Source organism: Streptomyces sp. NBC_01410, assembly GCF_045040195.1.
GTDB lineage: Bacteria > Actinomycetota > Actinomycetes > Streptomycetales > Streptomycetaceae > Streptomyces.
In genome coordinates this window covers 7,932,136-7,958,770 of the sequence record NZ_CP109530.1, presented here as the reverse complement: position 1 = coordinate 7,958,770, position 26,635 = coordinate 7,932,136, and the positions used below count along the sequence as shown (strand labels likewise).

Here is a 26,635-nt window from a genome sequence, read left to right as displayed (position 1 = left end):
CGTGACCTGCATGCCGGGACTCAAGGGTAGGCACGGGCGCAGACCGTGCGGCGCGACGCGCGGACTGCCTGCGGCTGATTGGGGTCCCGGCTCAACCGGGGACCGGCGAATCCTTTCGTCCGGGGTGGGATTCGCCCTCGCCGGACAGGGAAGAGTGCGATACGGCCAGCCGCGTATGGGCAGCGAAGTATGCGTCGGTCCGGAGCAGGTCCAGGTCCCACCACCAGGAGATGGCCGGGATGTCCACCGGTTCATCACTCGTGTCCGTGGGCGTCTCGCGGAATGCCGTGGGAAGGTTCGCCGGATCCTCGGGGGTCGTGTAGCGCACGGAACTCGTGCCCCAGTCCTGGGCGCCCCGTATGAACGTGCCCAGGTTGTGCAGGTACTGCCGCAGCTGCGGGCTCGCCGCAGGCAGCAGGCGCTCCTGCACACGCATGAAGAGGCGCATCACCCTGTCCCGTTGGGAGATCGCCAGATCGAGGGCCTGGCCGGGGGTGAGGCGGTAATGGTCCTCCAGAACCCGGATCACGTTCAGGTAGTAGCCGGTGCTCCGGCTCTCCTTGCTGTGGGAGAAGATGTCGTTGTCCCACGTGATGATGAACGAGGCCATCTCGGCCGCCGCCCGTACGGGCTTCTGGTCCCTCTCCTGCGGGTGGAGTTCGTAGCCGTGCCCCATCTCCAGGAGCGGCAGCACGACCGTCGTCGCGCCGTCCGCGAGGCGCATCAGTGTGTAGTCGTTCAGGTCGGGAACGGAGTCCGCCCGGCGGTGCTCCGCTTCCCACACCACCGTGGAGAAGTATTCGCGCAGCGCGTTGACCCACAGGGCCGTCTGGCCCACGGTGCCGTGCTCGGAGATTCTGCGCCGCAGGTCACGCAGCCCGCCCGCGATCGGGTCGTCCAGCAGCATGGGGACTTCCGGATTCTGCGCCACGCGCAGCAACCGCTGGAGCGCGGCCATCAACTCCCCCGGCCGACGACCCAGTTCGCCTTCCTCGCAGTACCCGTCGTCCACGCCGAACAGCCACAGCACGAAGTCCGACAGGATGCCGATCACGGCCTCGCGGCCATCGGGCAGGACCCGCGCTGCGAAGGTGCCGATGTCGTGCTGGATGAGCCGCCCGCGCAGCTCGTCGGACCCGATACCGATGGCCTGGGCCCAGGCGGTGGTCTGGGCGTCGATGGCCGGATGACTCGGATGTATGGCCGGCGGTATTGGAGAGTAGATCGGCGGAACTGTCAGCTCCGGTCCCACGTGATCACCTCTCTGCGAAGCGGTCGTCAGCGGCGCGAATCACGCCACGCGATTGATCAACTACGCCGCATAGTACCCAGCTGTCACTTCCGTTCCAATAGGGCCTTCCCGCCACAGGACGCAGCGCCGAGGAGGCCCGCACCAGGGATAACGGCGTTCCCGTCGCGGCAGGCAGGGGCCCCAACTGGCCACTTGAGTAACCACCTTGAAGAAAGATCCCCAGGTGACGCGGGCGAGCCCCTTCTGGCTTGATCACGACGCGCCGACGGCTCCGTGAGGCTCGTGACGGCGGAGGTCGAGCAGTTGGTTCGCCGTGCTGAGGGAAGAAAGACATCCATCACGGACGGCTGCCCGGAGCGCAGGTTTCCGGACACATGACACATCCGGGCGGAATTGACGGCAAGGCCACGAGGGAGTCGTCGGTACGTCGGGTCGAACGGGAGCTGCGACGCCGCGAGGGGTGGCTGAAACAGGGGGCAGCTGCACCCGATCCCCCGACGTTGGCGTCATCGGAATGACCATGCTGGGGAACACTCTCCGGCATGACTGACTCCGCCCTGTGGATCTCGTCGTTGACCGCCGGCACGGCTGTGCTTGCCAGCTGGGTCACCAGCCGGGGGACCTCCCGCGCCGCGCAGATCCAGGCCGACGCGGCCGAGAAGACTCAGCGCATCGTTCGAGTGAGTGAAGCACGACGGTCCGCTTACGTGAGCCTCATTGAACAGGCGCACAGGATGGCCGAGTTGTACTGGAAGGTTTCGGACATCTATGGCTCGGGTGGAACGCGCACAGAGCAGCTGCCCGCACTCAAGGAGGTACGGGCCAACCTCCGGGAGGAGTACAGCAAGCTCCGCCACTTCATATGGGTGATCAACCTGGAAGGGCCCAACGACGTCGCCGAGGCAGCGGAGAATGTGAGGCTCTCAACCAGGCCTCCGTACCGGGCACTTGACGCGTCGATCGCGGGGGACCCGAACGCCCCCGCAGCCTTTGACCAGTGCTACGACCCCTTTTGGCAGTCCGTCCTGACGTTCGTCTCCACCGCCCGCGCTGCGGTGCATGACCTGTAGGTACCGTTGTCGCCGTGACTGCTGTGAACAGTGTCGAGCTGGTCTTCCGGCGTGCGGACGATTCCGATGCGGCCGCCGCCGCCGACGTGTGGCTGCGCTCCTTCGCGGCCGCGCTGCCGACCGTGCGCCGCGCGCACGACGACGACGAGGTGCGGGCCTGGTTTTCCCATGTGGTCGTGCCGCGGTACGAGACGTGGATTGCCGTCGCCGAGGGCTCGGTCGTGGGGCTCCTCGTCCTTGATGGCGAGGAGCTGGAGCAGCTCTACCTCGATCCGTCGTGGCGCGGCCGGGGTGTCGGGGACCGGTTCGTCGACCTGGCCAAGCAGCAACGGCCGGCCGGGCTGAGGCTGTGGACGTTCCAGGTCAACGAACCGGCGCGACGTTTCTACGAACGGCACGGCTTCATCGAGGTTGAGCGCACTGACGGGCTGCGCAATGAGGAACGTGAACCGGACGTCCGGTACGTCTGGCAGCCCGAGGTGCCCTGATCGGCTGACGGGCCGCGTCCCGGCGCCGTACGGCCAGGAGCCGGGCACCGGGACGCGGTGGTCAACTGGTCAACTGCTCAGCCGCCGAGCCCTTCCGCGGCCTTCTTGATGTCCGCCGCGAACGTGCTCACCTCGGTGTAGATGCCGGGCTTGCCCGGACGCGCGCAGCCCTCGCCCCAGCTGACGATGCCGACCTGGATCCAGGCGCCCGCTTCGTCCTTGCGGAACATGGGGCCGCCGGAGTCGCCCTGGCAGGTGTCGACGCCGCCGGTGTCCAGGATCCCGGCGCAGAGCTCTTCGCCGGGGGTCAGCTGGTCGCCGTACGCCTTCTGGCAGGCGGCGTCGTCGACGAACGGGACCTTGGCCTTGAGCAGGTGGCGCTGCTGGTCGCCGCCTTCCTTGTCGGCGCCCCAGCCGGCGATGTCGAAGTCGCCGTTGTTGAGCTTGTCGTCGCCGGCTATCGCCAGGGTCGGCAGGTCGATCGGCTTCTCGAGCTTGATCAGCGCCCAGTCCTTGCCCTTGCCGTTGTAGCCGGGCGCCTGGAGGACCTCGGTGGACTTGACGCTGATCGCGTTGGAGTCCTCCAGGTCGACGACGCCCGCCGTCGCGGTGATGCCGGTGTTCGGGCCGCTGCCGTCGACGCAGTGGGCGGCGGTCAGAACGATGTCCTTGGCGTACAGCGCGCCGCCACAGCCCATGGACAGGCGGACCATGAACGGGAATTCACCCTGATCGGCCTTGGTCCCGCCGACGACCTTCGTGCCTACGTCACCGCGTGGGGTCGGTGCGGAGGCGGCGTTGGCCGAGCCGGGCTGGAGGCTGATCGCGGCGAGGGCGACGGCACCGATCGCGGTGGGCACCCTCAGGTGCTTCAGGTAGCTCTTCAACGGACTTCCTCTCGTGGGGGGTACGCCTCAACGGCGAACTCATCCCAACCCCGGGAACCGGAAGGTCACCACCGAATGGCGTGCGCCGAAAAACGGCAGCACGCAATAAGGCGTCCGAACCCAGTGGGGGATGAGTCCGCAAGCGCCCTGCGATTATGTGGAATCGCACACCGGAGTGACAAGGGTGCGCAATCGCTCAACTCGCCTTCGGGGTATGGCCTGTTGGGTCCATACCGGCCGAACCCGGCAGCTAATGCCAGCGACTGTTACACGAGTGCAACGCAATCTCCGGACAGCTGTGCGGTTGGCTCAATCCGCGCTGATATCAGCGGTGAGCGTGCGGCAATCCGAACGGTTATTGCGTACTCCTCCCGGCGCGGCCCGTTCGCCGGCGCGTTCTGTGGGGGCACAATGCGGGCACTACCGAGGTGGAGCCAGTGATGCGGATCGATGTCGAGCAGGTGCGTCAGGACACAGCGGGCTGTGCGCATGTGACCCACCTCAACAATGCCGGGGCCGCGCTCCAGCCGCGGCCCGTGGTCGACGCGGTGGTGGAACACCTGCGGCTGGAGGAGGAGATCGGGGGCTACGAGGCCGCGGCCGCTCGGGCCGACCGCATCGAGCACACCTATGACGCGCTGGCCCGCCTGGTGGGTGCGGCCCGCGAGGACATCGCGGTGGTGGAGAACGCCACCCGCGCCTGGGACATGGCCTTCTACTCGCTTCCCTGGGCTCCGGGCGACCGGATCCTGACGGCCCGCGCCGAGTACGCGAGCAACGCCATCGCCTTCCTGCAGACCGCCCGCCGCCACGGTGTCCAGGTCGACGTCGTGCCCGACGACGACAGCGGACAGCTCGATGTCGGCGCCTTGCGGGAGATGATCGACGAGCGGGTCAAGCTGATCGCCGTCACCCATGTCCCCACCCAGGGCGGCCTGGTGAACCCGGCGGCCGAGATCGGCCAGGCCGCGCGGGAAGCCGGGGTGACCTACCTTCTGGATGCCTGCCAGTCCGTCGGGCAGATGCCCCTGGACGTCAATGAGACCGGCTGCGATCTCCTCACCGCGACCGGCCGCAAATTCCTGCGCGGCCCGCGCGGCACCGGCTTCCTCTACTGCTCTCCCCGTGTCCGCGCGCGTCTGGAGCCCCCGTTCCTGGACCTGCACGCCGCGACCTGGACCTCTCCGGACAGCTACCGCGTCCGGGACGACGCCCGCCGGTTCGAGAACTGGGAAACGTACTACGCAGGCAAGATCGGCCTCGGCGTCGCCGTCGACTACGCCCTCGACCTGGGCCTGGACGCCATCGAGGACCGTGTCACGCTCCTCGCCGGGAATCTGCGCCGGCGTCTGCGCTCCCTTCCCGGGGTGCGCGTGCACGACCGGGGATCCCGGCAGTGCGGCATCGTGACCTTCACCGTCGACGGCCACGACAGCGAACACATCGCCCGGGACCTCCAGGCGAAAAGGATCAACGTTTCGGTCTCGGTCGCGGACTACGCACGCTGGGACCTCGAGCCACGGGGCCTGACCTCCGTGGTCCGCGCGTCGGTGCACTACTACAACACGGACGACGAAGTCGACCGGCTGTGCGCCGCACTGCCCCGCGCCAAGGCCTCCCCCGGCGGCGGCACGGGCGCCACCGGCTGACCTCCGGCTCCACCACCCCGAGTGCCCCGTGCCCCGCAAGGTCCGCTTGCCACGCGGTGCGCCGAGCAGGCGCTACGAGCGGCCGCGAGGCTTGCCGCGCCTGCCGCCCTTGGGGCCGCCGGAACCGCTTCGGGGGCTCTTGCCGGTGGGCTTCCCGGCCGCGGGCTTCTGCCGTGCGCCGCCGCCCGTATCGGGGCGCTTGCGCTTCGGCTGTGCCGCGGGCGGAGTGCGGCCCCGCGAGCTGTTGACGGTCCGCCCGCGGACGATGCCGATGAAGTCCTCCACCAGGTCGGTGGTCGCGTCCTGCGGCCAGGACAGCGCGACGCGCGACTCGGGGGCGTCCGTGACCGGCCGATACGTGAGGTCCTTACGGTGGTGCAGACGGGCGAGTGACTGGGGCACGACAAGCAGTCCCACCCCGGCCGCCACCAGTTCGACGGCGTCCGCCGTCGTGGCTGGGCGCTCGTTCGCGGGCCGTCCCGGCGGACGCTCCCAGTCGAGGGTGTCGTCGAGGGGGTGCAGCACGATGTCGTCGGCCAGGTCCTCGGCGGACACCGCGTCGACCGCCGCCACGACGTGGTCCTTCGGGACCACGACCACCGTCGTCTCGGTGTAGAGCGGGATCGCGCTGAGGTCCGTACGGTCGACCGGCAGCCGCACGAATCCCGCGTCGGCGCCGCCGCCCCGCAGCACGTCGAATGCTTCGGCGGCGGACACCGCGATGAGGGTCAGGGGGACGTCGGGCAGCCGCTCGTTCCAGATCCGCACCCACTTGGTGGGCGTCACTCCCGGGACATACGCGAGCCGGAACGAAGGGGATACTTCCGAGCCTGTCACCCCGCAAGGTTATCGGTCGTGGTCAGAGGTAGCGCACACGCTCGATACTCTTGACACCATGACGTCGCACCAGACCACCCAGACCATGAAGCCCGCCACGGCGGCGAAGAAGCTGGGTGTGTACCTCGAGGCCACCCCCGCCGAGTTCCAGGAGGGCGTCGTCTCGCGCGCCGAGCTGAGTGCGCTGCAGGCCGATCCGCCCCAGTGGCTGCAGGAGCTGCGACGCAACGGCCCGCACCCCCGGCCCGTGGTCGCGGCGAAGCTGGGCATCTCCATCTCGGGTCTCTCGCGGGGCGGAATCACCGAAGCCCTCACCACCGAGCAGATCGAGGCGCTGAAGGCGGAAAGTCCCGAGTGGCTGCAGAAGGAGCGCGCCACCCAGGCCGAGGTGCGTAAGGAAGCCGTCCGCATCAAGGAGAAGAACGCGGAGCGAGGCGACCAGTCCCGCTGACCGCAGTCCTGATCGTCCGGAAGCACCGCACCCGGACGCTGTCTCTCCCGTGACTCGATAGGCCCTTGCCGCTGCAGGCTGGGCGCAGCTGCGCGTGCCCGCAAGACCCTCCAGTTCGACGAGCCCCGTAGCGCCTGCTCGGACCCAGCTCACCGATGTTAAGAACCCTTGACACGATGTCAAGGGTTCCCTACATTCATCCATGTCAAGTTTCTTTAACATGGGGAGCGGGAGTGTCGTTCGAAGAGAAGCGCACATGGATCATGGCGGTGGTCACGGTCGGCGCCTATGCCACCTACCTCGCCATCATCCTGGGGCGGGCGCAGAGCACCCCCCTCACCGAGGTGTCGTACGTCTCGACGCTGCTGTACACGATCGGTGCCGCGATCGTCGCAACGATCGTGCTCAACATCGTGGTCGCCACCGCCTCACCCAAGGACGGCGACAAGAAGGACCAACGCGACAGGGAGATCGGCCAGTTCGGCGAGCACATCGGCCAGTCGTTCGTCGCCATCGGCGGCGTCGCGGCGCTCGGCATGTCGATGGCCGAGCTGGACTACTTCTGGATCGCCAATGCCATCTACCTGGCATTCGTCCTGTCGGCGGTCCTCGGCTGCGCGGCAAAGCTCGTCGCCTACCGCCGGGGCTTTCAGCCGTGGTGAAGCCGACCCGAGTCACGAACTCGATCCGAGCCCTCCGGTTCGCGAACGGAGAGATGACGCAGGCGCAGCTGGCCGATCGCATCGGCGTGACCCGCCAGACCGTCATCGCCATCGAGAAGGGCCGCTATTCGCCTTCCCTCGAGATGGCTTTTCAGATCGCCAGGGTGTTCAAGGTCCCGCTCGACGCCGTGTTCCAGTACACGCAAACTGATGGAGAGACGCCATGAAGGCCATTGTCCAGGACGCGTACGGCTCTGCCGATGTACTCAAGCTCAGGGACATCGATCCGCCCGCAGTCGGGGACGGTGATGTGCTCGTCCAGGTGCACGCGGCCGGCATCGAGGCGGGCGTGTGGCATCTCATGACGGGCATGCCCTACCTGCTGCGCCTCATGGGTTTCGGGCTTCGCGCACCCAAGAACCCTGTGCGAGGCCTGGATGTCGCGGGTCGCGTCGAGGCTGTCGGCAGAAATGTGACCCGATTCAAGGTCGGTGACGAGGTCTTCGGTGCGTGCGACGGCTCGTTCGCCGAGTACGCGTGCGCCCGGGAGAAGAGGCTCGCCCCGAAGCCCGGGAATCTGACCTTCGAACAGGCGGCAGCCGTCCCCATTTCGGCTTACACCGCCCTTCAGGCCGTCCGCGACAAGGGGCGGGTCCGGGCAGGACAGAAGGTCCTCGTCATCGGTGCGTCGGGAGGTGTGGGGACGTTCGCGGTGCAGCTCGCCAAGATGTACGGGGCCGACGTCACCGGCGTGTGCAGTACGACGAAGGCGGACCTCGTCCGATCGATCGGCGCCGATGACGTCATCGACTACACCCGCGAGGACTTCGCGGACGGGACTCGCCGCTATGACGTCATCCTCGACATCGCCGGCAACCGCTCGTTGTCGCACCTGCGGCGCGCACTCACTCCGAAGGGAATTCTCGTCATCGTCGGCGGCGAGGAGGGAGGACCGTGGCTGGGGGGCACGGAGCGCCTGCTCCGAGCGGCGCTGCTGTCACCATTCGTAGGCCAGAAGCTGCTCGGGCTGGTCTCGGCGGAGCGCCTGAAGGATCTGGAGTTCCTCAAGGAACTCCTCGAGGCAGGCAAGATCATCCCGGTCGTCGAGCGAGCGTACCCGCTGAGCGAGGTACCCGAGGCGATCCGGCATCTGCACAACGGCCTCGTACGCGGCAAGGTCGTCATCACGGTGCCGGGTACGGCCGAGGAGAGCGGCCCCCCGACCGCGCCCAGAACCGAAAACCTCTAGACCGGACACCGTTCTAGTCAGCGGGCTCCTCGGATCTTTCGGCGCCGCGCCCCTTGCCGGCCGGTTCGAGGTCCACCCAACGACCTTTCGCGGTCGGGCTTTCGGCGCCCCGTCGAGGCTCCGGCACTGAGGGCGATCCCGAACCGCGGTTGAAGAACCGCCATCTCAACCGGCCACCGTCCGGCAGCACACCCTCATCCCTCGACGGACGCGCCCGGAAGCGTCCGTGACACAGCCCCAAGACGATCGCGGCGGCGATCGCGATCAGGTGCTCACGAGCTGCCAGATTGGGTTTGATGACGGACTCCAGCACCATCGAGCCACCGGTGAACGCGAAAAGGACGGGCGCCCGCCGTACGACCGCGAGGTAGGTGAACAGACCCACGACAGCGGCAGACGGTCCCGTGTCGAGTACCTGCCCGATCTCGGGCGGCAGTCCAAGCCCCCACCAGCCCGGGCCGATGGCGATCATCACCCGGACGCTGAGCGTGCCGGCCAGAGTCGTGGCGTACGCGACCATCAGCGTCCGGGCACGGCCCAGCGACAGTTCGGCAAGGGCGAACGCCAGGAACAACTGCGTAATGCCTGCCCACACCGGCAGATCGAGCGCGGGGACGAACAAGGACACGGGCGTACGCAACAGGGCGATGGGGAGCGGCAAGTCGGCCCGCACCTCGCCGAGCAGCCGCACCACCACCGCACCGCGCGGCGTCACGTGAATCGCATGGAAGAAGATGACCGCGAACGTGGCCAGAAACGCCAGCGAGAGCCCGTCGAGCCGTCGGCGCACCACCAGCTCCCGCAGGGGCGCGACAACAATGCCACGCCACTCACCTACGAGGGTGCTCCACACGAAACGTACGAACCAGCCGAGCGCGGCGCGCACTTGTCCTGCGACTCCCCTGCGCGCCGCGCCCGGCCCGTCGTCGCCGACAGCCTCGTCTTCACCGGTTCGGTCCTCCTCAAGAACGTCATGACGAACACCGGCCACCCGGGACATCTGCCGATCAACCCCCTCACGCTCGTCGCGCCGAGCAGGTCATGCCCTCAGCGCATCGGTGTGCCCACGCACCACCAGATCGTGCACCAAACCGAACAATGCCTGCACATGGGGGTCCTGGACGAGCCGACTCACCAGAGTTACGGCTGTGCGTCGTGGCGGAACAGGGCTGTCCAGAGGAAGGGTTCGCCGAAGCAGGGGGACTCGGGTGGTTCGTCGCGCATACGGCGCAGCTCGACCTCCGCCAGGCCGGAGAAGATCCAGCGCAGAGACTCCGGCGTGTAGGCGAGTCCGCCGTGCAGACGGGACTGGCGGTAGAAGTCGGAGTCGGGGAGTTCTGAACCCATCTCGCCGGCCGCGAAGCAGGTAAGGGCGAGATGGCCGCCGGGCACCAGGGCCCGGTCGAGGAGGGAGAGGTAGCTGATGCGACGGTGCGGCGGGAGGTGGTGGAAACAGCCGGAGTCGTAGATCAGGTCGTACGGGCCGCCGAGTTCGGTGCCGGCGAGGCTGAAGGCGTCACCGCAGTGGAATCGGACCTCGGCCCCCGCCGCACGGGCGCGGTCCTCGGCCCAGGCGATGGCCGCCGGGGAGAGATCGACCGCGTCCACCTCGAAGCCCAGCGAGGCGAGGTGGAGCGCGTTGCGGCCCGGGCCGCAGCCCAGGTCGAGGGCACGACCGCGGGTGATCAGGCCGCGGTCGAGGTACGAGACGAGGTTCTCGTCCGGTTTGCTCACGAAGAACGGCACCGGTTTGGTTCGGTCCGCGTAGAACCCGTCCCACCAGGATGCCGCGCCGGCCGTCCAGCGGTCGGCCTCCGGCGCGAACAGGCTGTCCAGGAGCCTGAGTACATCGTCCACGGTGCGTATGTTCCGGTCCATCCGGTCCCCCTTCACGATCAGGCGAGGGTAGGTCGGACTGACACGAAGGACCAGATCAGACCGGGTGCCCGGACGCTGCCGTCGGTCGCGTGAGGGGCTTGGCCGACGACGAGAAGGCCGTCACCCATGGGCGAGGCCGACCGCCGCTCACGCTACCGACGAGAGCCGCCACGGGGGTAGTCCCGGCAGCGCCGATCCGAGTTTCTGGGCGGGTCCGCCGGACGATGGAGCACATGCGGCGGTCGGCGACTGACGACGAACCACCCGGCCATGACGACCGGGACGCGGACTTGTCGAATGGCGCTGTGTGACGGGCACGCTGACTGCCCGTCAGGCTTCCTCGAAGTAGGCGTCCAGGACCGTGTCGAGTTCCGCCGTCCACTCGTTGAGGTGGCTCCTGGCCGGGGCATCGACCTCGGCGTCGAACCAGCGGCGGGTCGACAAGTGGACCGTGACGGTGAAGCGGCGGCCGAAGCGCGCGGGCTTGACCTCGACGGCGCCGAGTTCGTCCCAGCGGAACTCGGCCTCCTGGTCGTCGAGCCGGAACCGGATGCCGTCGCGGTCCGCCCTGATCGAACCCCGGCGGTCCGCGACCTCGAAGACGGGGCCGCTCGCCTCGTCCTCCGCCTCGGTGGCGGCGCCCTCCTCGTCGGGGGTGGGCGCATCCTCCGGGGCGGCCGCGTCGGGCTCCGGCTCCGCGGACTGCTCCGGGACCGGCTCCTTCGCCTCCTCGGCCTCTGCCGCCTCGGCAGGGCGGGGGGCCGTGAGGCCTGGGATGTACGCCGGGTCGGTCCCAACGGCGGACTCGAGTGGGATGTTTGGATCTACGCGCTGTTCCACGACGGGCAGTATGGTCGATGAACCTGTGCGCGACCACTCTGTGTCCGACGTTGTCGGCCATCAACACGTCGCAACGCAAAGACTGCGAGACCGTGCGGGCCGCGCGACTGCGATTCCCGCAGGCCCCCAGTCACTGTCTGTGGCCGACTCGGGCCCACAATCCCGCTTCCGTACTCGTCTACATCCTCAGTCAGCAGGAAACGCAGTACCTGCTGTGGACCGGCGGCATCATGGCGACGGCCACCGTGTACTGGGTCCTCTACCTCCGCCCCCGGCAGGACACCCGCTGGCTCGTCACGCTCCCCCAGGACATGCGCCCCTGACACAACACGGCCGTCGAACTCGCGCCACGCGGCCGGGCACCCGTACAGACGTCTACGGGGTCCCGCCCACGGGTGCTGTCCCGACCGAGTGACGGCCATCGGCCGAAAGTCACCGGATCACGGTCCGACCCCCGCTGTAGCCTGTGACCAGCCGTACCGTGGCTTGCGCACGAAATGCCAAGGGGTGCTCTTTGTGGGAGCAGCAGGATGGACAGGAGCCCATCGACCAGGGCGAGTTACCTGACGGCGCGGCGGTGTCGTTCCCCGCGCAACTGAGGCGCCTGCGCGGCCGGCGAGGCCTGTCACTGGCCGACCTGGCGCGTCAGACGCACTACAGCAAAGGCTACTTGAGCAAGATCGAGACAGGTTCGAAGCCTGCGACCTTGGACGTCGCGCGGCGCTGTGACCAGGTGCTGCGAGCAGGTGGCGAGCTGCTGCGCCTGTTGCCCGAGGCTGCCTCACCGGACACCGGCAGGGCTACGGGTGCCCCGGCGGGGCCGGAGTCCGGCGGCGAATGTCCGTACCAGGGCCTGTCGGCGTACACGTCGCACGATGCCGGATGGTTCTTCGGGCGCGAGCGTGTCACCGCCACCCTGGTCGACCGGGTCTTCGAACGGATCGGCGGCGGACCGCTGTTGCTTGTCGCGCCCTCCGGAGGGGGCAAGTCCTCGCTGCTCAACGCCGGCCTTGTGCCCGCCCTGCGCCGCAGGGGCGCCTTCCCCATGCCGGGTGCGGACGCGTGGCCCGTGGTGATGTTCACCCCCACGGCTCATCCGCTGGACGAACTCCTGGACTGTACCGGGAAGGTCCTCGGCACCTCTCTCGGCATCACCGCCCAGGAGTTGCAGGACCGCCCGCATGTGCTGCTGGACGCCGTCCGCACGATGTCGGCCCCACCACCCGCGGGCCCCGGGGACCGCGAACCTCCTCCCAGCCGACTGGTGTTACTCGTCGATCAGTTCGAGGAGCTCTTCACCCTGTGCGCGGACGAGGCCGAGCGGCGCGCGTTCGTATCCGTGCTCTCGGCGGTGGCCACGTCCGGACCTGCGGCAGGCGAACAGAGTCCGGCAGTCGTTGTCTTCGGTGTGCGGGCCGACTTCTCCGGGCACTGCCTCGACGTTCCCGAACTGGCTTCCGTCTTCACGGACGCACTGTTCGTACTGCCCCCGATGTCCATGGAGGAACTGCAGGAGTCGATCACCCGTCCGGCGGAGCTGGCCGGTCTGACACTCGAACCGGGGCTGGTCCAACTCCTTCTCCGTGACGCGGGGTTACGCGACGAGCCGGGCAGGCCGCCCCACCACACGCCGCCCGGCGCACTGCCCCTCCTGTCCCACACGCTGAGAGCCACCTGGCAGCAACGCGACGGCTCCACGCTGACGGTCGCCGGATACGAGCGCACCGGCGGCATCCAGGGCGCGATCGCGCGCACCGCCGAGGACGTGTTCGCGCGCCTCTACCCGGTGGAACAGAAGACGATCCGCCGCATCCTGGTACGGCTGGTCCATGTCGCCGACGGCGCCGGGCCGACCCGGCGCCGGATGAGCCGGACCTCTCTGATGGAACAGCTGGTGGACACGGACGGGGCGGCCGCGGCGCTCGACGCCTTCGTACGGGCCCGGCTCATCACCCTCGACCGGGACACCGTGGAGATCACCCACGAGGCCCTCCTGCACGCCTGGCCACGACTGCACGGCTGGATCAACGCCGACCGCGCGGGACTTCTGATCCATCAGCAACTGGCCCACGACGCGGGCGAATGGGAGCGCGAGGGGCGCGACCCTTCCCATCTCTACCGCGGCAGCCGGCTCGCCGCCGTCCGCGGCTGGGCCGACGATCTCGACGGCCGGACCCAACTCGCCCCGCTGGAAGGGCAGTTCCTTCAGTCCAGTCAGGCGGAACAACGCAGCACGGAGGAGCGCGCCAGGCGCCAGGTCCGGCAGCAGCGCAGACTCCTGGCCACACTCGCCGTGCTGCTGCTCCTCGCCGTCACCGCCGGCGCCCTCGCCTATCACCAGCGCGCCGGCGCACTCTCCCAGGGACGCGTCGCCCGATCACAGGCCCTTGCCGCACAGTCCACCTCTCTGGCAGCGGGCCAGCCGGAGGCGTCGCTGCTGCTGGCGGAGCAGGCCTACCGCACCTCGGCGACGACAGAGGCGCGCGGAGCCCTGCTCAGCACGCAGGCGCAGTACTTCTCCGCCCGGCTCACGGGACACAGCGGTCCGGTCAATTGCGTGGTCTTCGCCCCGGACAACAGGTCGCTGGCAACGGCCAGTTCCGACGGCACGGTGAAGCTGTGGCGAGTGGCCGACCGCCGGCAGATCGCGACGTTCACTGTCCCGGGGCGAGTGCGTGCGGTCGCCTTCAGCCCCGACGGGCGCACTCTCGCCGCGACCTCGACCGACGGCCCCGTACGGCTCTGGGACACCACGAGCCACCGTACGAAAGCTGTTCTTCCCGCCGCCACCAGAGCCAGCCGGGCACTGGCCTTCACCCCCCACGGGACGGCGCTCGCCACCGCCGGTTCCGACGGAAGGATCAGGCTGTGGCGGGCCTCGGGGGACCACAGCGCCATGGCGACCCTCGCCGGTCATGACGGAGACATCAACGCCCTTGCCTACGCCCCGGACGGCCTGACCCTGGTGTCCGCCGGCGCGGATCGCACCGTACGGCTGTGGGACGCGGTCCATGCCCGCCCGAAGGCCGTGCTCCGGGGTCATACCGACGAGGTACTGGGAGTTGCGTTCGCTCCGGACGGGCGAAGCGTCGTCAGTGGCGGCGTCGACCGGGCCGTGCGCCTGTGGGACCTGGCGGGCCGCCGGACGACCGCGACGCTGACCGGGCACAGCGACGACATCAACGCCGTCGCCTACACGCCGGACGGCACCACGGTGATCAGCGCGGGCGGCGACGGCTCAACCCGTCTGTGGGACGTGCGCGGCGGCCGCCTGACCAGCACGCTGTCCGGCCACACCGACTACGTACAGGGGGTGGCAGTCGACTCCGGCGGCTCGGTGGTGGCCACGGCCGGGTTCGACGACTCCGTTGTGCTGTGGGACCTGCGCAGATCGGTCCTGACGGCGCGTCCGTTCACCGAGATCTGGAAGGCCGCCTACAGCCCGGACGGCGGGCAGCTGGCGACGGCGGACGCAGATCACACGGTTCGGCTGTGGGACGTGCCGGGACGGCGTCTGCTCGCCACCTTCAACGGACACAGCGGAACCGTGTTCTCGGTGACCTTCAGCCCCGACGGACGCACCCTGGCCTCCGCCGGATCCGACCGCACCATCCGCCTGTGGGACCTGTCGCGGCGACGGCTGCTCGCCACACTCACCGGCCACACCGGAGCAGTGTTCTCGGTGACCTTCAGCCCCGACGGACACACCCTGGCCTCCGCCGGATCCGACCGCACCATCCGCCTGTGGGACCTCGCGCAGCGGCGGCTGCTCGCCACACTCACCGGCCACACCGACTTCGCCAACGATGTCGCCTTCAGCCCCGACGGCCGGACCCTGGCAAGCGCGGGGGACGATCTGACCGTGCGGCTGTGGGACGTGCCGGGGCGCCGCGCGCTGGCCTCGCTCACCGGCCACACCGGCGCGGTGCGGGGTGTGGACTTCGGTCCCGACGGGGTGGCTCTCGCGAGCAGCAGCAACGACGGCAGCGTACGGCTGTGGGACACCACGCGGCGCCGCACGGTGGCGATACTGACCGGCCACACCGGCTCCGTACGGGGGGTCGCCTTCTCCGCCGACGGCCGCACCCTGGCGAGCAGCGGCAATGACCGGACCGTGCGGTTGTGGGACGTTCCCGGGCGCCGTTTGGTGGCGGCTCTGGCCGGTCACAGCAACGCGGTGTGGGGCGTCGCCTTCGCGCCCGACGGGCGGACGGTGGCCAGCAGCAGCAACGACGGCACCGTACGGCTCTGGAATCTGGACACCGCTGCCCGGCTGGCGGAGATCTGCCGGCTGAGAGCCACCATCGGCCCCGATGAGCGGGACAAGCTGATGCCCGTACTTTCCCTCTCCCCCGGCTCCGGCTGCGGCCGTCCGTGATCGAGCCGGCAGAAATGCGCTCCACGAGGAGCCTGGCGCCGCAACCTGGCGGAAACTGAAAACACAGGGCCGTGAGGAGGAGACATGAGCGAGAGCTCCATGGGCGACGAGGTCTACCAGCCGGACGGGTCCGAGGTACGGGACGACGCCGGGCTGCTGGACGCCGAAGACACGCTCGAGGATCCCGCGCTGCAGATCCTCTCCGACGGATACTCCCCACCGGAGCGGCCGTGGGCCGTGGACCGGGTGGGCACCACCGCGGAGGAGCAGCACCGCGGCGAGAGCCTGGACGAGCGGCTGGCCGAGGAAACACCCGACGTCACCGTTCCCGTCGGCGACGGGCTGGGAGACGCCTGGGACACGGACGGGGAGCTGATCGACGACGAGGTCGGGGAGGAACGCGCCGGCCGGCTCGTGGCCCCTGACGAGGGGGCGCACTCCGGCCTGGAGAAGGACATGATCGCTACCGACGTCGGTATCGACGGCGCCGCCTCGGCGGAGGAGGCGGCGATGCATCTGATCCCGGAGTCCGAGCAGTTCTGACCCGCACATGACTGCGGTGGGCGCCCGGCTGAGCGCCCACCGCGGGGCGAGGGGTGGTCAGCCCCGGGAGGCCGCGGATGCGTAGCGGCGCTCGAACCGTTCGATGCGGCCGGCGGTGTCCACGACCCGCGAGGTTCCGGTGTAGAACGGATGGCTGGCAGAGGAGATCTCCACGTCGATGACGGGGTAGGTGTTGCCGTCCTCCCACTCCACGCGCTGGGTGGAGTCCGCGGTCGAGGTCGTCAGGAACGCGGTGCCCGCCGCACGGTCACGGAAGACGACCGGCCGGGATATGGGGTGGATACGAGACTTCATGCGCGAATCCTTCGCTTGAGACGGGCGTTTGGCCAGTGCGGAGTGTGTGAGCCGGTCAGCGTTCCTCGCGGAACACGACGTGCCGGCCGAATGTGGGGTCGTACTTGCGCAGGAGCAGGCGCTCGGGGTTGTTGCGCCGGTTCTTGCGGGTGACGTAGGTGTGACCGGTTCCGGCAGTCGACCGGAGCGTGATGACCGGTCGGGTGTCGCTTCGTGCCATGCGGTGCCTCCAGATGGTCGTCGTTACCAGTAGCGTGCTGTTGGCGGTAACGCACCGAGGTCCCGTCGCATTCCCCGGCCCCTCAGGTGGACATCGGTGCGACGGATCAGGGCTTCGCGCCGCGAGGCACGACCATCTCGGTCAGCCGGGCTGCCCCCCGGTGGAGATCCGACCAGGCGCCCGGCACCCGCAGGACAGCGATGGCGGACGTCGGGAATTTCATCCGCGTCCGCTCCAGCGCCAGGCCGTCCGCCTCGCCGGCCAGCATCAGGACCAGGTCCTGCATGCCAGGGTTGTGCCCGATCAGCATCAGCGTGCGTACGTGGGCGGGAGCCTCCCGTACGACGTCGAGCAATTCCGTCGCGGTCGCGCCGTAGAGGCGTACGTCGTGGATCACCGGCGTCGTGACGCCGAACTCCGCCGAGGCGAGGTCCCACGTCCGGCGCGTGCGGCGGGCGGTGGAGCAGAGAGCGAGGTCAGGGAGGCAGTCGGCCTCGCGCAGCCAGCGGCCCGCGGCCGGGGCGTCGCGTCGGCCGCGCGGGGCCAGAGGCCGCTCATGGTCGGCCACATCGTCGGGCCAGGCGGACTTGGCGTGCCGCAGCACGACCAGGCGCCGGAGGTCTGCGGCTGTCATCTCGTCTCCCGGTGCTGGTGGCCGACCTCGCGTGCCAGGTCAAGTCCGAGGACACGGTCGAGATGGGCGAAGGTCTCGAACTTCGCTCCGGACGGGACGTCCGGGTCCCGCTCCAGGTCGGACAGCAAGTCCAGGACGGCGGGGACGCCGAGATTGTCGTCGAGCGCGGCATAAGCCTGTCGCCGCAGGTCGGCGGGGATCGGCCGGGACGGCTCCTGCGCCCAGTCGGCCACCTGTTGTCGCCAGTGCCACAGTGCCCTGCCGGCTTCGGCGAGCGCGACGGGGGTGACGGTGACCGGCACGCCGTGTGCGTGGCCGAGAAGAAGCATCCTGACAGCGAGGGGATCCTCGGTGCCCGCGTCGTCCGGAGTTCCAGGGCTGACGCCGCCCACATCGATCCGCGCGCCGTCGGCGGCGTCGCTGTCGGTGCCGTCAGCGAACAGGTGCACGTCGGCGGGGGCGCCCCGTGACCCGGTCGCATCGTGAGTGTCGAGGGCGGCGGGCGGATGGATGCCGAGTGCGGCCATGGCTCGGTCGAGATCCCGGGCCCGCTCGTACGGCAGGTCCGGTGCGGTGAGGACCAAGACGGCCTGCAGGCCGTGCAGCTCCGCCGCGCGCGCCAGCACGTCGCCGACCAGGGGCGCCCGCAGATCCGCCGCGCCGACCGGGGTGTCGGTCGCGGTGCCGATGACCGGCAGGTGGACGCAGATGCGCAGCAGATGGCGGTGGCCGGGGGGAATCTCCACGAGGTTACCGGTGCGGGTGTCGGCGATACGCAGCATGCTGTGGAGGCTAGTCCCGGGAACCTCCGGTGTGCGGGACGCCGGTCGACGGCGCCGTGAACCACGCAGCATCGGAGCAGTGCCACCGGGCGATGGACGGCGCACACTGAAGGTGCGCGCACAGCAAGCCGGACAGGACCCAGGGGGCTTCACCGCACCTTTTGATCTTCCACTGATGAGATCTGGTCGGGCTGTGACCAGGAGGAGCCATGCCCGTACATGCCGCTCACCACCCTCCGTCCCGCATATCCCTTGTCACACAGGATCTGCTGCACCGCGCGGCCCGCGTGCTCGGGCGCCGGCCGCCCGCCGGACGTACGACTGCCGAGCGGCCCGCTCGGTCCGAGCAGCTCAGGACCCTGGCGGACGTGCTCGACGCGGCGGTCGCCGCGCAGCCGCGGGCCGACCAGGTGGTGGCCGCGTGCGGAGAGCCGGAGGCGGTACCGGGTGCCGTCGCCAAAGCGGCCGGGGAGCAGGTGGTGGTCTACCACCGCCTGCGGGGGATGGTGCGCGCCCTGCCCGCGGACGGCGACGTCGCCGAGGTCCGCGAACGCGCCGCACGGCTGCTGTCCTACCACCAGTGGATGCTGCACCAGTCGCTCGTCTTCGCCTTCAGTACGAACCCGGACTCCCGTGTGGAGGCCGCGCGGCTCGGGCTGAACGGACTGGGGGCGCCTGCCGACGCTCTCCGCGAGCTGCGTGACCAGGTCCGGGCCGCATCGGACAGCAGTCCGGACGAGAAGAGCCGGTTCTGAGCGGCAGGAGCCCGTCGCCTACGTCCCGGTGACGACGGCGGCCTGACAGATCGGGCATCGGTCCCTCCCGTCCCACCCGCCCCATCCGAAATCCTCGGGCGCGAGCGGCTTCCCTTCCAACTCCCCGCGCACGGCGACCCGATAGGTCCAGACCGCGCCGATGTAGGGGTGGTAGGCGTCGTGGAAGGCGGGTGATGTCAGCGACTCGCCTGCCGCGACCGTACGTTGCAGAGCCCGCAGCTGCTGGAACATCGACTGTCCCGCAGCGGCGACCTCGGTGGTCGCGTCGATGAACAGCCGTTCCCGTACTTCATGAATCGCCGCATCGCTCAGCGCCTCGCGGGCCGCCCTGTCCACGTCGGCTTCGGCGCCCGGGGCCTGGGCGATCTGGCGCAGCCGCGCGTGGCAGGCTCCGGCGGCGGAGATGAACTCGATGTACACGGCCCGTCGCCGCTCCCCCACGCCGCGGTCCTGTTCATGGCGATGGCGAAGGTAGTCGGCCAGAACGGTGCCGGAAATGGCGATGGAGCCACCGCTGACCGCCGCGACGAGCGTCCCCCAGTCCACGTCTCCCCCAGAAGTGATCAAACGTCAAAGCCTGGAATCTACGCGTGCCTCGGTGCCCGGAACAGAGGGGGGTCTCTCGCCGGGTAACGGACAACACTGACTTCCATTCGGACAAGAACTGGTCAAAAAGTTGTGAGGTAATTGTTGACACTCTGTCAATTTCGTTCGGTCGGTGACACGTTCGAGAGCGATCTACCCCCCACAGACCGAGCGACGGAGATCGCATGACCCCCCACAAGAACACCCGGCGTGCCGCTGCCCTCGTGGCCACGGCCGCCATGGTGGTCGTCGGCGTACAGACCGCTTCCGCCTCTACCGCACCCGACCGCGCGGGCGACCCCACCCCCGCCCCGACGAGCGTGTCCGCGCGTGCCGCGGCCATCAAGTCCGCTCAGGCCGACGCCACTTCGGCCGCGGCAGAGCTCGGCCTCGGCGCCAAGGAGAAGCTGGTCGTCCGTGACGTCATCAAGGACGCCGACGGCACCGTGCACACCCGCTACGAGCGCACGTACGCCTCCCTTCCCGTCCTCGGCGGTGACCTCGTCACCCACACCGCCCGGAGCGGCAGTCTCAAGAACGTGGACAAGGCGAACGACGCCCGGATATCGGTGGCGACCACCGATGCCGTACGCAAGGCCGCGGCCGGCGCCCGCAAGGTGATCTGGGCGCGCGACGGCAAGCCCGTACTCGCCTTCGAGACCGTCAAGACCGGTGTGCAGAAGGACGGTACGCCGAGCAGACTGCACATCGTCACGGACGCCACCACGGGCAGGAAGCTGCACCAGTACGAGGCCATCGAGACGGGCACCGGCGCCAGCCAGTACAGCGGCGAGGTCCCCCTCACCACCACCAAGAACGGCGCCGGATTCGAGCTCACCGACGGCGAGCGCGGAGGCCACAAGACGTACGACCTCAACCAGGGCCAGAGCGGTACCGGCAAGCTGCTCACGGACGACGACGACAAGTGGGGCAGCGGCAGCAACGACAACCGGCAGACCGCCGGCGTCGACGCCGCCTACGGCGCCGCCATGACATGGGACTTCTACAAGGCCGAGCTCGGCCGCAGCGGTATCGCGGGCGACGGCAAGGCCGCGTACTCCCGGGTCCACTACGGCCAGTCGTACGTCAACGCCTTCTGGGACGACAGCTGCTTCTGCATGACGTACGGCGACGGCGAGGGCGACAAGAAGTCCCTCACCGAGCTCGACGTGGCCGGGCACGAGATGAGCCACGGCCTCACCTCCCGGACCGCGGGTCTCGAGTACAGCGGCGAGTCGGGCGGTCTCAACGAGGCGACCAGCGACATCTTCGGCACCTCGGTGGAGTTCTTCGCCAACAACAAGGAGGACATCGGCGACTACCTCATCGGCGAAGAGATCGACATCAACGGCGACGGCACGCCGCTGCGTTACATGGACAAGCCCAGCAAGGACGGGAAGTCCCTGGACGCCTGGAAGGCAGGCGCCGGGGATGTGGATGTCCACTTCTCCTCCGGCATCGCGAACCACTTCTTCTACCTGCTGTCGGAGGGCAGCGGCAAGAAGACGATCAACGGAGTCGACTACGACTCACCGACCTCGGACGGCTCGACGGTCACCGGGATCGGCCGGGAGAAGGCCTACAAGATCTGGTACAAGGCGCTCACCGCGTACATGACCTCGACGACCGACTACAAGGCCGCCCGTGAGGCGACCGTGAAGGCGGCCAACGACCTGTACGGCGCGGACGGCACGGAGGCGAAGACGGTCGCCGCCGCCTGGGGCGCGGTCAACGTGAAGTAACCGGCGTCCGTCTGGACGCCGCGCCGTGGCGGTGGGTGCTGTTTCGGCCTTGGACGATGCCGTACTGGCGTCGTCGCCCACCGCTGCGGGGCCCGGCGACACCACGGGTGACACGGCGAGCCGCGCGACAGCAGGCTCGAGGGCCGGGTACGGGAGAGAATCACCGAGTGACCGAACCCTCCGCGGCCGGAAGCCTGTCCGGGCAGACCGTGTACGGCGACGACACGCGGACGCCGTGGCGGCACTTTCTCCAGACCGAGACGGGCAGTGCCACGTTCCTGCTGGCCGCGGTCGTGGCGGCGCTCGTATGGGCAAATGTCTGGCCCGGCTCCTACGACACCTTCTGGGGCACGCACCTGTCGCTGGAGCTGGGCTCCCATGGTGTGTCGCTCGACCTGCGCGACTGGGTCAACAACGGGCTGATGACGCTGTTCTTCTTCGTCGTCGGACTCGAAGCCCGGCGGGAGTTCGACATGGGCGAACTGCGCGAACGGCGACGCGTCACGCTGCCGCTGCTCGTCGGCATCGCCGGCATGGTCGTCCCGGTGGCCATCTTTCTGGCTATCAACGGCGGCCACGCCTCGGTGCACGGCTGGGGCGTCGCGATGTCCACGGACACCGCCTTCGCCCTCGGCATGCTCGCCCTGCTCGGCTCACGCCTCCCGGCCGGCCTGCGGGTCTTCATCCTCACGGTCACCGTCGTCGACGACTTCGTCGCGCTCGGCGTCATCGCGGTCGCCTACAGTGACCGCATCGTCGTCCCGGCCCTCCTGGTGGCGCTGGGCATTTTCGGCGGGATCCTGGTGCTGCGGGCCGCAGGCGTACGCCAGGGTCCGGTGTACGCGCTGCTCGGGATCGCGACCTGGACGGCACTGCTGAAGTCCGGTGTCGACCCGGTGGTCACCGGTCTGGCCGTCGGGCTGATCACGTACGCGTATCCGGCGGCCCGGAGCGACCTGGAGCGGGCGAGCGGGCTGTTCCGGCTGTTCCGCGAGCAGCCGACACCGGAACTCGAGCGCTCGGTACGGCAGGGGCTCGCATCGGCCATCTCGCCGAACGAGCGGCTGCAGCGGATGTACCACCCATGGACGAGCTACGTGATCGTGCCGCTGTTCGCGCTGGCCAATACAGGCATTCCGATCAGTGCCGAACAGCTGTCGCGCGCCGCGGACTCACCCGTCACGCTCGGGGTCCTGCTCGGCTTCGTCCTGGGCAAGCCGATCGCGGTTCTCGGTACGTCGTGGCTGGCGTTCCGCTTCAGCCACGGGCAGCTGCGCCCGCCGGTCGGCTGGGGCGCGACGGCGGCCGGCGGCACCATCGCGGGCGTGGGGTTCACCGTGTCGCTGCTGATCGCGACCCTCGCCTTCAGCGGCGACCAGCTGGAACAGGCGAAGATCGGCATCCTCAGCGCGGTGATCTGCGCCTTCGCCCTCACCTGGGCGGTCACGGCCGTGATCCGGCTACTGCCGCGCCGTACGCAGATTCGTGCGCTGCTGGGCGCGACAGAGGGCATCGTCGACCTGGCCGCGCCTGTCGACCCCGAACGCGACCACATCCGCGGGCGCCCTGACGCCGCGGTGACCATGGTCGAGTACGGCGACTTCGAATGCCCCTACTGCGGTCAGGCGGAACCCGTTGTCCGCGCTCTCCTCGCCGACTTCGGAGATGTCCGCTACGTCTGGCGGCACCTGCCCCTGACCGACGTCCACCCCCGGGCGCAGCTCGCCGCGGAAGCGTCCGAGGCCGCGGCCGTGCAGGACGCCTTCTGGCGGATGCACGACGTCCTCATGGAACACCAGGACGCGCTGAAGCCCACGGACCTGGTCCGCTACGCGGAGCAGATCGGCCTGGACGTCCAGCGTTTCGTGCGCGACCTGCGCAATCGGATGGGCGCGGGACGGGTGGCCGAGGACGTGGAATCCGCCGACCTCAGCGGCGTGTCCGGGACACCGACCTTCTTCATCAACGGGATCCGCCACCACGGCGCCTACGACATCGGCCACCTCTCCGCCGCCGTACGAACGGCCCGCCAGCGGGCAGCCGTCCGCCAGAGATAGCCGACCGGTTCCGCCCCCGGTTCCGCCCCGCTTCCGCCTCCGGTTGCGTGGCGGCCGCACCTGTCCCATAGTCCGAGGCATGGACGCGCGGGAGACAGCGCTGCACCAGGCGTACGACCATGCCGTCCGCTGGCTGGCGAGCCTGTCCGATCGCCCCGTTCCGGCTCGTGCCTCGGTCGACGAGATCGTGCGCGCGCTCGGGACCGAGCTGCCGGAGGATTCGAGCACTCCCGCCGACGTCGTCGAGCTGCTGGCCACCGCCTGCGAGCCGGGACTCACCGCGTTTCCCAGCGGCCGCTTCTACGGGTTCGTGGTCGGCGGCAGTGAACCGGCCGCGCTGGCCACCGACTGGCTGGTCAGCGCCTGGGACCAGAACAGCGTCATGCGCGCCGTCTCGCCCGCGCACGCGGCGGCGGAGGACATCGCCGGCGCGTGGCTGCTCGACCTGCTGGGTCTGCCTGCCGGCAGTGCCGTCGGCTTCACCACGGGCGCCACGATGTCGAGCTTCACCTGCCTCGCCGCCGGACGCGACGCGGTACTGCGGCGCGCAGGCTGGAACGTCGCCCGCGACGGGCTCGCGGGCGGACCGCCCGTACATGTCATCGCGGGCGCGGACCGCCACATGGCCATCGACCTGGGCCTGCGCTACCTGGGGCTCGGCCAACCCGAACTGGTGAAGGCGGACGATCAGGGACGCATCGAGCCCGAGGCGCTGCGGCACGCTCTGGTCGCCGGCGGACAGCGCCCCACGATCGTGATCCTCCAGGCGGGAGACATCCACTCCGGTGCCTTCGACCCCTTCACCGAGACGGTCGGCGCCGCTCATGAGGCGGACGCGTGGGTGCACGTCGACGGGGCGTTCGGACTGTGGGCGGCCGCCTCACCGACGTACGCGCATCTGATGGCGGGCTGCGCCGACGCCGACTCGTGGGCGACGGATGCCCACAAAACCCTGAACGTTCCGTACGACTGCGGCCTCGCCATCGTGCGCGACCCGTCCGCGGTCCGCGCGGCGATGGGCCTCCAAGGCGATTACCTCATCCAGGACGAACACGGCGACCCCATCGACAAGGTTCCCGAACTCTCCCGCCGTGGCAGGGCGTTCACGGTGTGGGCCGCCCTCAGATCGCTCGGCCGGTCCGGTGTGGCCGACCTGATCGACCGGCTGTGCCGGCACGCCTCCGCGTTCGCGACCGGTATCTCCGGGATCGACGGGGCGACGGTGCTCAACGACGTGGAGTTCACCCAGGTCTGCGCCGAGTTCGGCAACGAGGAACGCACGGAACGGGTACTGACCCGGCTGCTCGCCGACGGCACGGCGTGGATCAGCGGCTCCATCTGGCACGGCCGCCGCGTCATGCGGATCTCGGTGAGCAACTGGTCGACGACGGACGAGGACGTGGAGCGCGCGCTGGACGCGATCCGGCGCGCGGCCGCCGGCGCCTGATGCGACGGCCGCCATCCTCGACGACGCTTTGACCGGCTCGCGTCGCCGATGGTCTCTCAGCCGCCCGCCGCCTCCCGCGTCATCGGAGGCTCCGAGGGCGTTGCGGGAACCGGCCCGAAGAGCACCGCCCTCGCCACCTTCGGTGCGAAAAGTGCGGTGAGGGGTGAGGCCAAGGTCAGTACGGAGCGGAAGGCAGGGCCCACAACGAGGTCGCCCGGGTAGCGTTGCTGGACGCGGGCCAGGTACCAGCCCGCCACGCGGTCCGCCGCCCGGGTGCCGACCGCGTTGCCCACCGCGCCCGGCATCTTCCTGTCCGCGCCCGCCGAGATGTCCCAGGCCTGGCGGGACGCCTCGAACAGCGCCTGCTGGACATGGCGTGTCGTCGGCGTACGCCGCGGGTGGGCCAGCGCGTCACGCAGCGCCACCGCACTCATCGCGGCGACCGCCATGCCCTGGCCGTAGATCGGGTTGAACGTGCACAGCGCGTCGCCCGTCGCGAGGAACCCGGCGGGGCGGCGGCCCGGGCGGTCGTAGCGGCGGCGGAGGTTCGACGTCTGGCGGAATCCGAAGGGCGGTGTGTCCGGTTCGGCCTCGCGCATCCAGTCATGGATGAACGGGTGCGGGAAACGAGCCGCGAACGCCTCGAACCCCTCCTCGTCCGTGGGCGGTTCGTCGCCGCGTACACCCGACAGAGTCACCAGATGGCGGCCGTCCTCCAGCGGCAGCACTCCGCCGCCGCACACCTGCGAGGGGTTGGGGAAGACGTAGTAACCGAGAGAATCGGAGCCGAGGTTGCCGCTCTTGTTGTGGTAGATGCGGGAGGCGTAGGCGAGACCGGTGTCGATGGTCTCCTCCTCCGGGGGCTCCGCGCCCATCGCCGACAGCCACTGCGAGGCGCGCGAACCGCGTCCCGAGGCGTCGAGCACCAGGTCGGCTTCGAGCGCTTGCGGCTCCTGTCCGACGGCGCGGGCGCCCTCGCCGCGCGGGCGCAGCAGCACGCCCCGCACCCGGGAGGCGTCGCCCAGCAGCCCGACTGCCTCCGTCGATGTGACCGTCGTGATGGCCGGATTGGCCAGCACGCGCTCGCGCACCAGGTGCTCGACCTGTCCGCGGGAGCCGGTGTAGATGTACGAGGTCGGCTCGGTACGCCTGAACCAGCGGCCGCTCTGCCACTGCACCATGTCCGACGGCTGACCGAGCCGGGGCGCGCCCGAGGCCCTCAACTCGTCCATGAAACCCGGCAGCAGAGCGTCGAGGGCGAGCTGTCCGCCTTCGAGCAGCACATGCACGTGGCGCCCCTGCGGCACGCCGGGACGCGGCTCGGGGCTCTCGGGAAGCCGGTCGCGCTCGACGATCGTCACCCGGTCGGCGTGCTCGGCGAGTACGTGTGCCGCCAGCAGCCCGGCCAGGCTGCCCCCGATGACAACGGCGTGGCGCCCACGCGCGTCCGCGCCCCGTCGCCAACTGCCGTAGTTCTGCACGTCGTCCACCATGCGTCAGCCCCTCGTGGTCAGCGAGTCGATCCAGGTCCGACCAGTATCCCGGCCCGGAGGAGCAGATCACGCGACGCACTGCTGCAACACATATCGGACGTCTCACCAGGCAATCCCCAGAACGGGTACCGATTCCCGCGCGGGTGATTCGAACTATGGATCACGACCCCGCTGCCCGGTCCCGGCAAGCACCGGGCGGAGAGGTCGAACTTTCAATCGACGACTCGACCGTTACGCGCCGCTGATCAGCAACGTTGTGCAAGCGCTGACCCAAGTCACCGACATCCGAGGAGCCTTCATGCATCCACATGCCAACGACATCGGCATTCACCTGGTGTTCGAGCGGGCCGGCAGGGTTCACCTCGGCCCGCGCGCGTCCACGTCCACATGTGTGGAGGTC

Annotated in this window: 25 protein-coding genes and 1 pseudogene; 14 read left to right on the top strand and 12 right to left on the bottom strand. The window is 69.5% G+C overall.

Annotation, left to right across the window (positions count from 1 at the left end):
* Positions 1-91: 91 nt before the first annotated feature.
* Positions 92-1,252, bottom strand: coding sequence for a selina-4(15),7(11)-diene synthase (locus OG741_RS36160; protein ID WP_405604814.1), 1,161 nt, complete (start codon positions 1,250-1,252; stop codon positions 92-94).
* A gap of 542 nt (positions 1,253-1,794) precedes the next feature.
* Here OG741_RS36160 and OG741_RS36155 point away from each other — a divergent pair.
* The gene (locus OG741_RS36155) at positions 1,795-2,322 is read left to right on the top strand and encodes a hypothetical protein (protein ID WP_405604812.1); all 528 of its coding nucleotides are present in this window, start codon (positions 1,795-1,797) and stop codon (positions 2,320-2,322) included.
* A gap of 23 nt (positions 2,323-2,345) precedes the next feature.
* Positions 2,346-2,810: a GNAT family N-acetyltransferase gene (locus tag OG741_RS36150; protein WP_405605962.1), complete on the top strand. Its 465-nt coding sequence runs from the start codon at positions 2,346-2,348 to the stop codon at positions 2,808-2,810.
* A gap of 77 nt (positions 2,811-2,887) precedes the next feature.
* Here the strand turns inward: OG741_RS36150 and OG741_RS36145 are convergent, their stop codons facing one another.
* Positions 2,888-3,697 (bottom strand): S1 family peptidase, encoded by an 810-nt coding sequence (locus OG741_RS36145; protein WP_405604810.1) that lies wholly within the window; start codon positions 3,695-3,697, stop codon positions 2,888-2,890.
* A 440-nt stretch (positions 3,698-4,137) separates the two neighbouring features.
* On the opposite strand from OG741_RS36145, the gene OG741_RS36140 reads away from it, so the two are divergent.
* Positions 4,138-5,346 carry an aminotransferase class V-fold PLP-dependent enzyme gene (locus OG741_RS36140; RefSeq protein WP_405604808.1) on the top strand — a complete coding sequence of 403 codons (1,209 nt, stop codon included), beginning with the start codon at positions 4,138-4,140 and terminating at the stop codon, positions 5,344-5,346.
* A 72-nt stretch (positions 5,347-5,418) separates the two neighbouring features.
* Here the strand turns inward: OG741_RS36140 and OG741_RS36135 are convergent, their stop codons facing one another.
* A complete protein-coding gene (locus OG741_RS36135) occupies positions 5,419-6,183 on the bottom strand; it encodes a LysR substrate-binding domain-containing protein (RefSeq protein ID WP_405604806.1) in 765 nt (254 codons plus the stop codon).
* 58 nt (positions 6,184-6,241) lie between these two features.
* Between OG741_RS36135 and OG741_RS36130 the strand changes: the two genes are divergently transcribed.
* The 4 genes from OG741_RS36130 to OG741_RS36115 all read left to right on the top strand — a co-directional run bounded on the left by OG741_RS36130 (position 6,242) and on the right by OG741_RS36115 (position 8,545).
* Positions 6,242-6,634 (top strand): DUF5997 family protein, encoded by a 393-nt coding sequence (locus tag OG741_RS36130; RefSeq protein WP_405604804.1) that lies wholly within the window; start codon positions 6,242-6,244, stop codon positions 6,632-6,634.
* Between the two features lie 233 nt (positions 6,635-6,867).
* The gene (locus OG741_RS36125) at positions 6,868-7,296 is read left to right on the top strand and encodes a hypothetical protein (RefSeq protein WP_405604802.1); all 429 of its coding nucleotides are present in this window, start codon (positions 6,868-6,870) and stop codon (positions 7,294-7,296) included.
* Positions 7,290-7,523: a helix-turn-helix transcriptional regulator gene (locus OG741_RS36120; RefSeq protein WP_405604800.1), complete on the top strand. Its 234-nt coding sequence runs from the start codon at positions 7,290-7,292 to the stop codon at positions 7,521-7,523. The genes OG741_RS36125 and OG741_RS36120 overlap by 7 nt, the downstream gene beginning before the upstream one ends.
* Positions 7,520-8,545 (top strand): NAD(P)-dependent alcohol dehydrogenase, encoded by a 1,026-nt coding sequence (locus OG741_RS36115; protein ID WP_405604799.1) that lies wholly within the window; start codon positions 7,520-7,522, stop codon positions 8,543-8,545. Before OG741_RS36120 ends, OG741_RS36115 begins: the two co-directional genes overlap by 4 nt.
* Before the next feature lie 13 nt (positions 8,546-8,558).
* Here the strand turns inward: OG741_RS36115 and OG741_RS36110 are convergent, their stop codons facing one another.
* The 3 genes from OG741_RS36110 to OG741_RS36100 all read right to left on the bottom strand — a co-directional run bounded on the left by OG741_RS36110 (position 8,559) and on the right by OG741_RS36100 (position 11,263).
* Positions 8,559-9,431: a hypothetical protein gene (locus OG741_RS36110; protein ID WP_405604797.1), complete on the bottom strand. Its 873-nt coding sequence runs from the start codon at positions 9,429-9,431 to the stop codon at positions 8,559-8,561.
* Between the two features lie 254 nt (positions 9,432-9,685).
* Positions 9,686-10,423, bottom strand: a complete 738-nt coding sequence (locus OG741_RS36105) for a class I SAM-dependent methyltransferase (RefSeq protein ID WP_405604795.1) — start codon at positions 10,421-10,423, stop codon at positions 9,686-9,688.
* 330 nt (positions 10,424-10,753) lie between these two features.
* Positions 10,754-11,263 (bottom strand): hypothetical protein, encoded by a 510-nt coding sequence (locus OG741_RS36100; RefSeq protein ID WP_405604793.1) that lies wholly within the window; start codon positions 11,261-11,263, stop codon positions 10,754-10,756.
* Between the two features lie 170 nt (positions 11,264-11,433).
* Here OG741_RS36100 and OG741_RS36095 point away from each other — a divergent pair.
* The 3 genes and pseudogenes from OG741_RS36095 to OG741_RS36085 all read left to right on the top strand — a co-directional run.
* Positions 11,434-11,586: pseudogene (locus OG741_RS36095) on the top strand (amino acid permease); the annotation flags it as partial.
* 191 nt (positions 11,587-11,777) lie between these two features.
* Complete coding sequence (locus OG741_RS36090) at positions 11,778-15,641, top strand: helix-turn-helix domain-containing protein (RefSeq protein WP_405604791.1); 3,864 nt, start codon at positions 11,778-11,780, stop codon at positions 15,639-15,641.
* Between the two features lie 84 nt (positions 15,642-15,725).
* A complete protein-coding gene (locus OG741_RS36085; protein WP_361905829.1) occupies positions 15,726-16,184 on the top strand; it encodes a DUF5709 domain-containing protein in 459 nt (152 codons plus the stop codon).
* 57 nt (positions 16,185-16,241) lie between these two features.
* Here the strand turns inward: OG741_RS36085 and OG741_RS36080 are convergent, their stop codons facing one another.
* The 4 genes from OG741_RS36080 to OG741_RS36065 form a co-directional block, all read right to left on the bottom strand.
* A complete protein-coding gene (locus OG741_RS36080) occupies positions 16,242-16,499 on the bottom strand; it encodes a type B 50S ribosomal protein L31 (protein ID WP_361905831.1) in 258 nt (85 codons plus the stop codon).
* A 55-nt stretch (positions 16,500-16,554) separates the two neighbouring features.
* Positions 16,555-16,719: a 50S ribosomal protein L33 gene (rpmG, locus tag OG741_RS36075; protein WP_405604789.1), complete on the bottom strand. Its 165-nt coding sequence runs from the start codon at positions 16,717-16,719 to the stop codon at positions 16,555-16,557.
* A 106-nt stretch (positions 16,720-16,825) separates the two neighbouring features.
* Positions 16,826-17,353 carry a SixA phosphatase family protein gene (locus OG741_RS36070; protein WP_405604787.1) on the bottom strand — a complete coding sequence of 176 codons (528 nt, stop codon included), beginning with the start codon at positions 17,351-17,353 and terminating at the stop codon, positions 16,826-16,828.
* Entirely contained in the window at positions 17,350-18,135 is a 786-nt protein-coding gene (locus OG741_RS36065; RefSeq protein ID WP_405604785.1) for a hypothetical protein, read from the bottom strand. Before OG741_RS36065 ends, OG741_RS36070 begins: the two co-directional genes overlap by 4 nt.
* A 209-nt stretch (positions 18,136-18,344) precedes the next feature.
* Here OG741_RS36065 and OG741_RS36060 point away from each other — a divergent pair, with 209 nt between their 5' ends.
* Positions 18,345-18,890, top strand: a complete 546-nt coding sequence (locus tag OG741_RS36060) for a hypothetical protein (RefSeq protein WP_405604784.1) — start codon at positions 18,345-18,347, stop codon at positions 18,888-18,890.
* A gap of 18 nt (positions 18,891-18,908) precedes the next feature.
* On the opposite strand, the gene OG741_RS36055 is transcribed toward OG741_RS36060, so the two are convergent.
* On the bottom strand, positions 18,909-19,457 hold the full coding sequence (locus tag OG741_RS36055) for a CchlQ (protein ID WP_405604782.1): 549 nt from the start codon (positions 19,455-19,457) through the stop codon (positions 18,909-18,911).
* A gap of 224 nt (positions 19,458-19,681) precedes the next feature.
* Between OG741_RS36055 and OG741_RS36050 the strand changes: the two genes are divergently transcribed.
* The 3 genes from OG741_RS36050 (at position 19,682) to OG741_RS36040 (ending at position 24,742) form a co-directional block, all read left to right on the top strand.
* Positions 19,682-21,238 (top strand): M4 family metallopeptidase, encoded by a 1,557-nt coding sequence (locus tag OG741_RS36050; RefSeq protein WP_405604780.1) that lies wholly within the window; start codon positions 19,682-19,684, stop codon positions 21,236-21,238.
* Between the two features lie 167 nt (positions 21,239-21,405).
* Positions 21,406-23,295 carry a Na+/H+ antiporter NhaA gene (nhaA, locus tag OG741_RS36045; RefSeq protein ID WP_405604778.1) on the top strand — a complete coding sequence of 630 codons (1,890 nt, stop codon included), beginning with the start codon at positions 21,406-21,408 and terminating at the stop codon, positions 23,293-23,295.
* A 79-nt stretch (positions 23,296-23,374) separates the two neighbouring features.
* Positions 23,375-24,742: a pyridoxal phosphate-dependent decarboxylase family protein gene (locus tag OG741_RS36040; protein ID WP_405604776.1), complete on the top strand. Its 1,368-nt coding sequence runs from the start codon at positions 23,375-23,377 to the stop codon at positions 24,740-24,742.
* A gap of 56 nt (positions 24,743-24,798) precedes the next feature.
* On the opposite strand, the gene OG741_RS36035 is transcribed toward OG741_RS36040, so the two are convergent.
* Positions 24,799-26,235, bottom strand: coding sequence for an FAD-dependent oxidoreductase (locus tag OG741_RS36035; RefSeq protein ID WP_405604774.1), 1,437 nt, complete (start codon positions 26,233-26,235; stop codon positions 24,799-24,801).
* Positions 26,236-26,635: the final 400 nt, after the last annotated feature.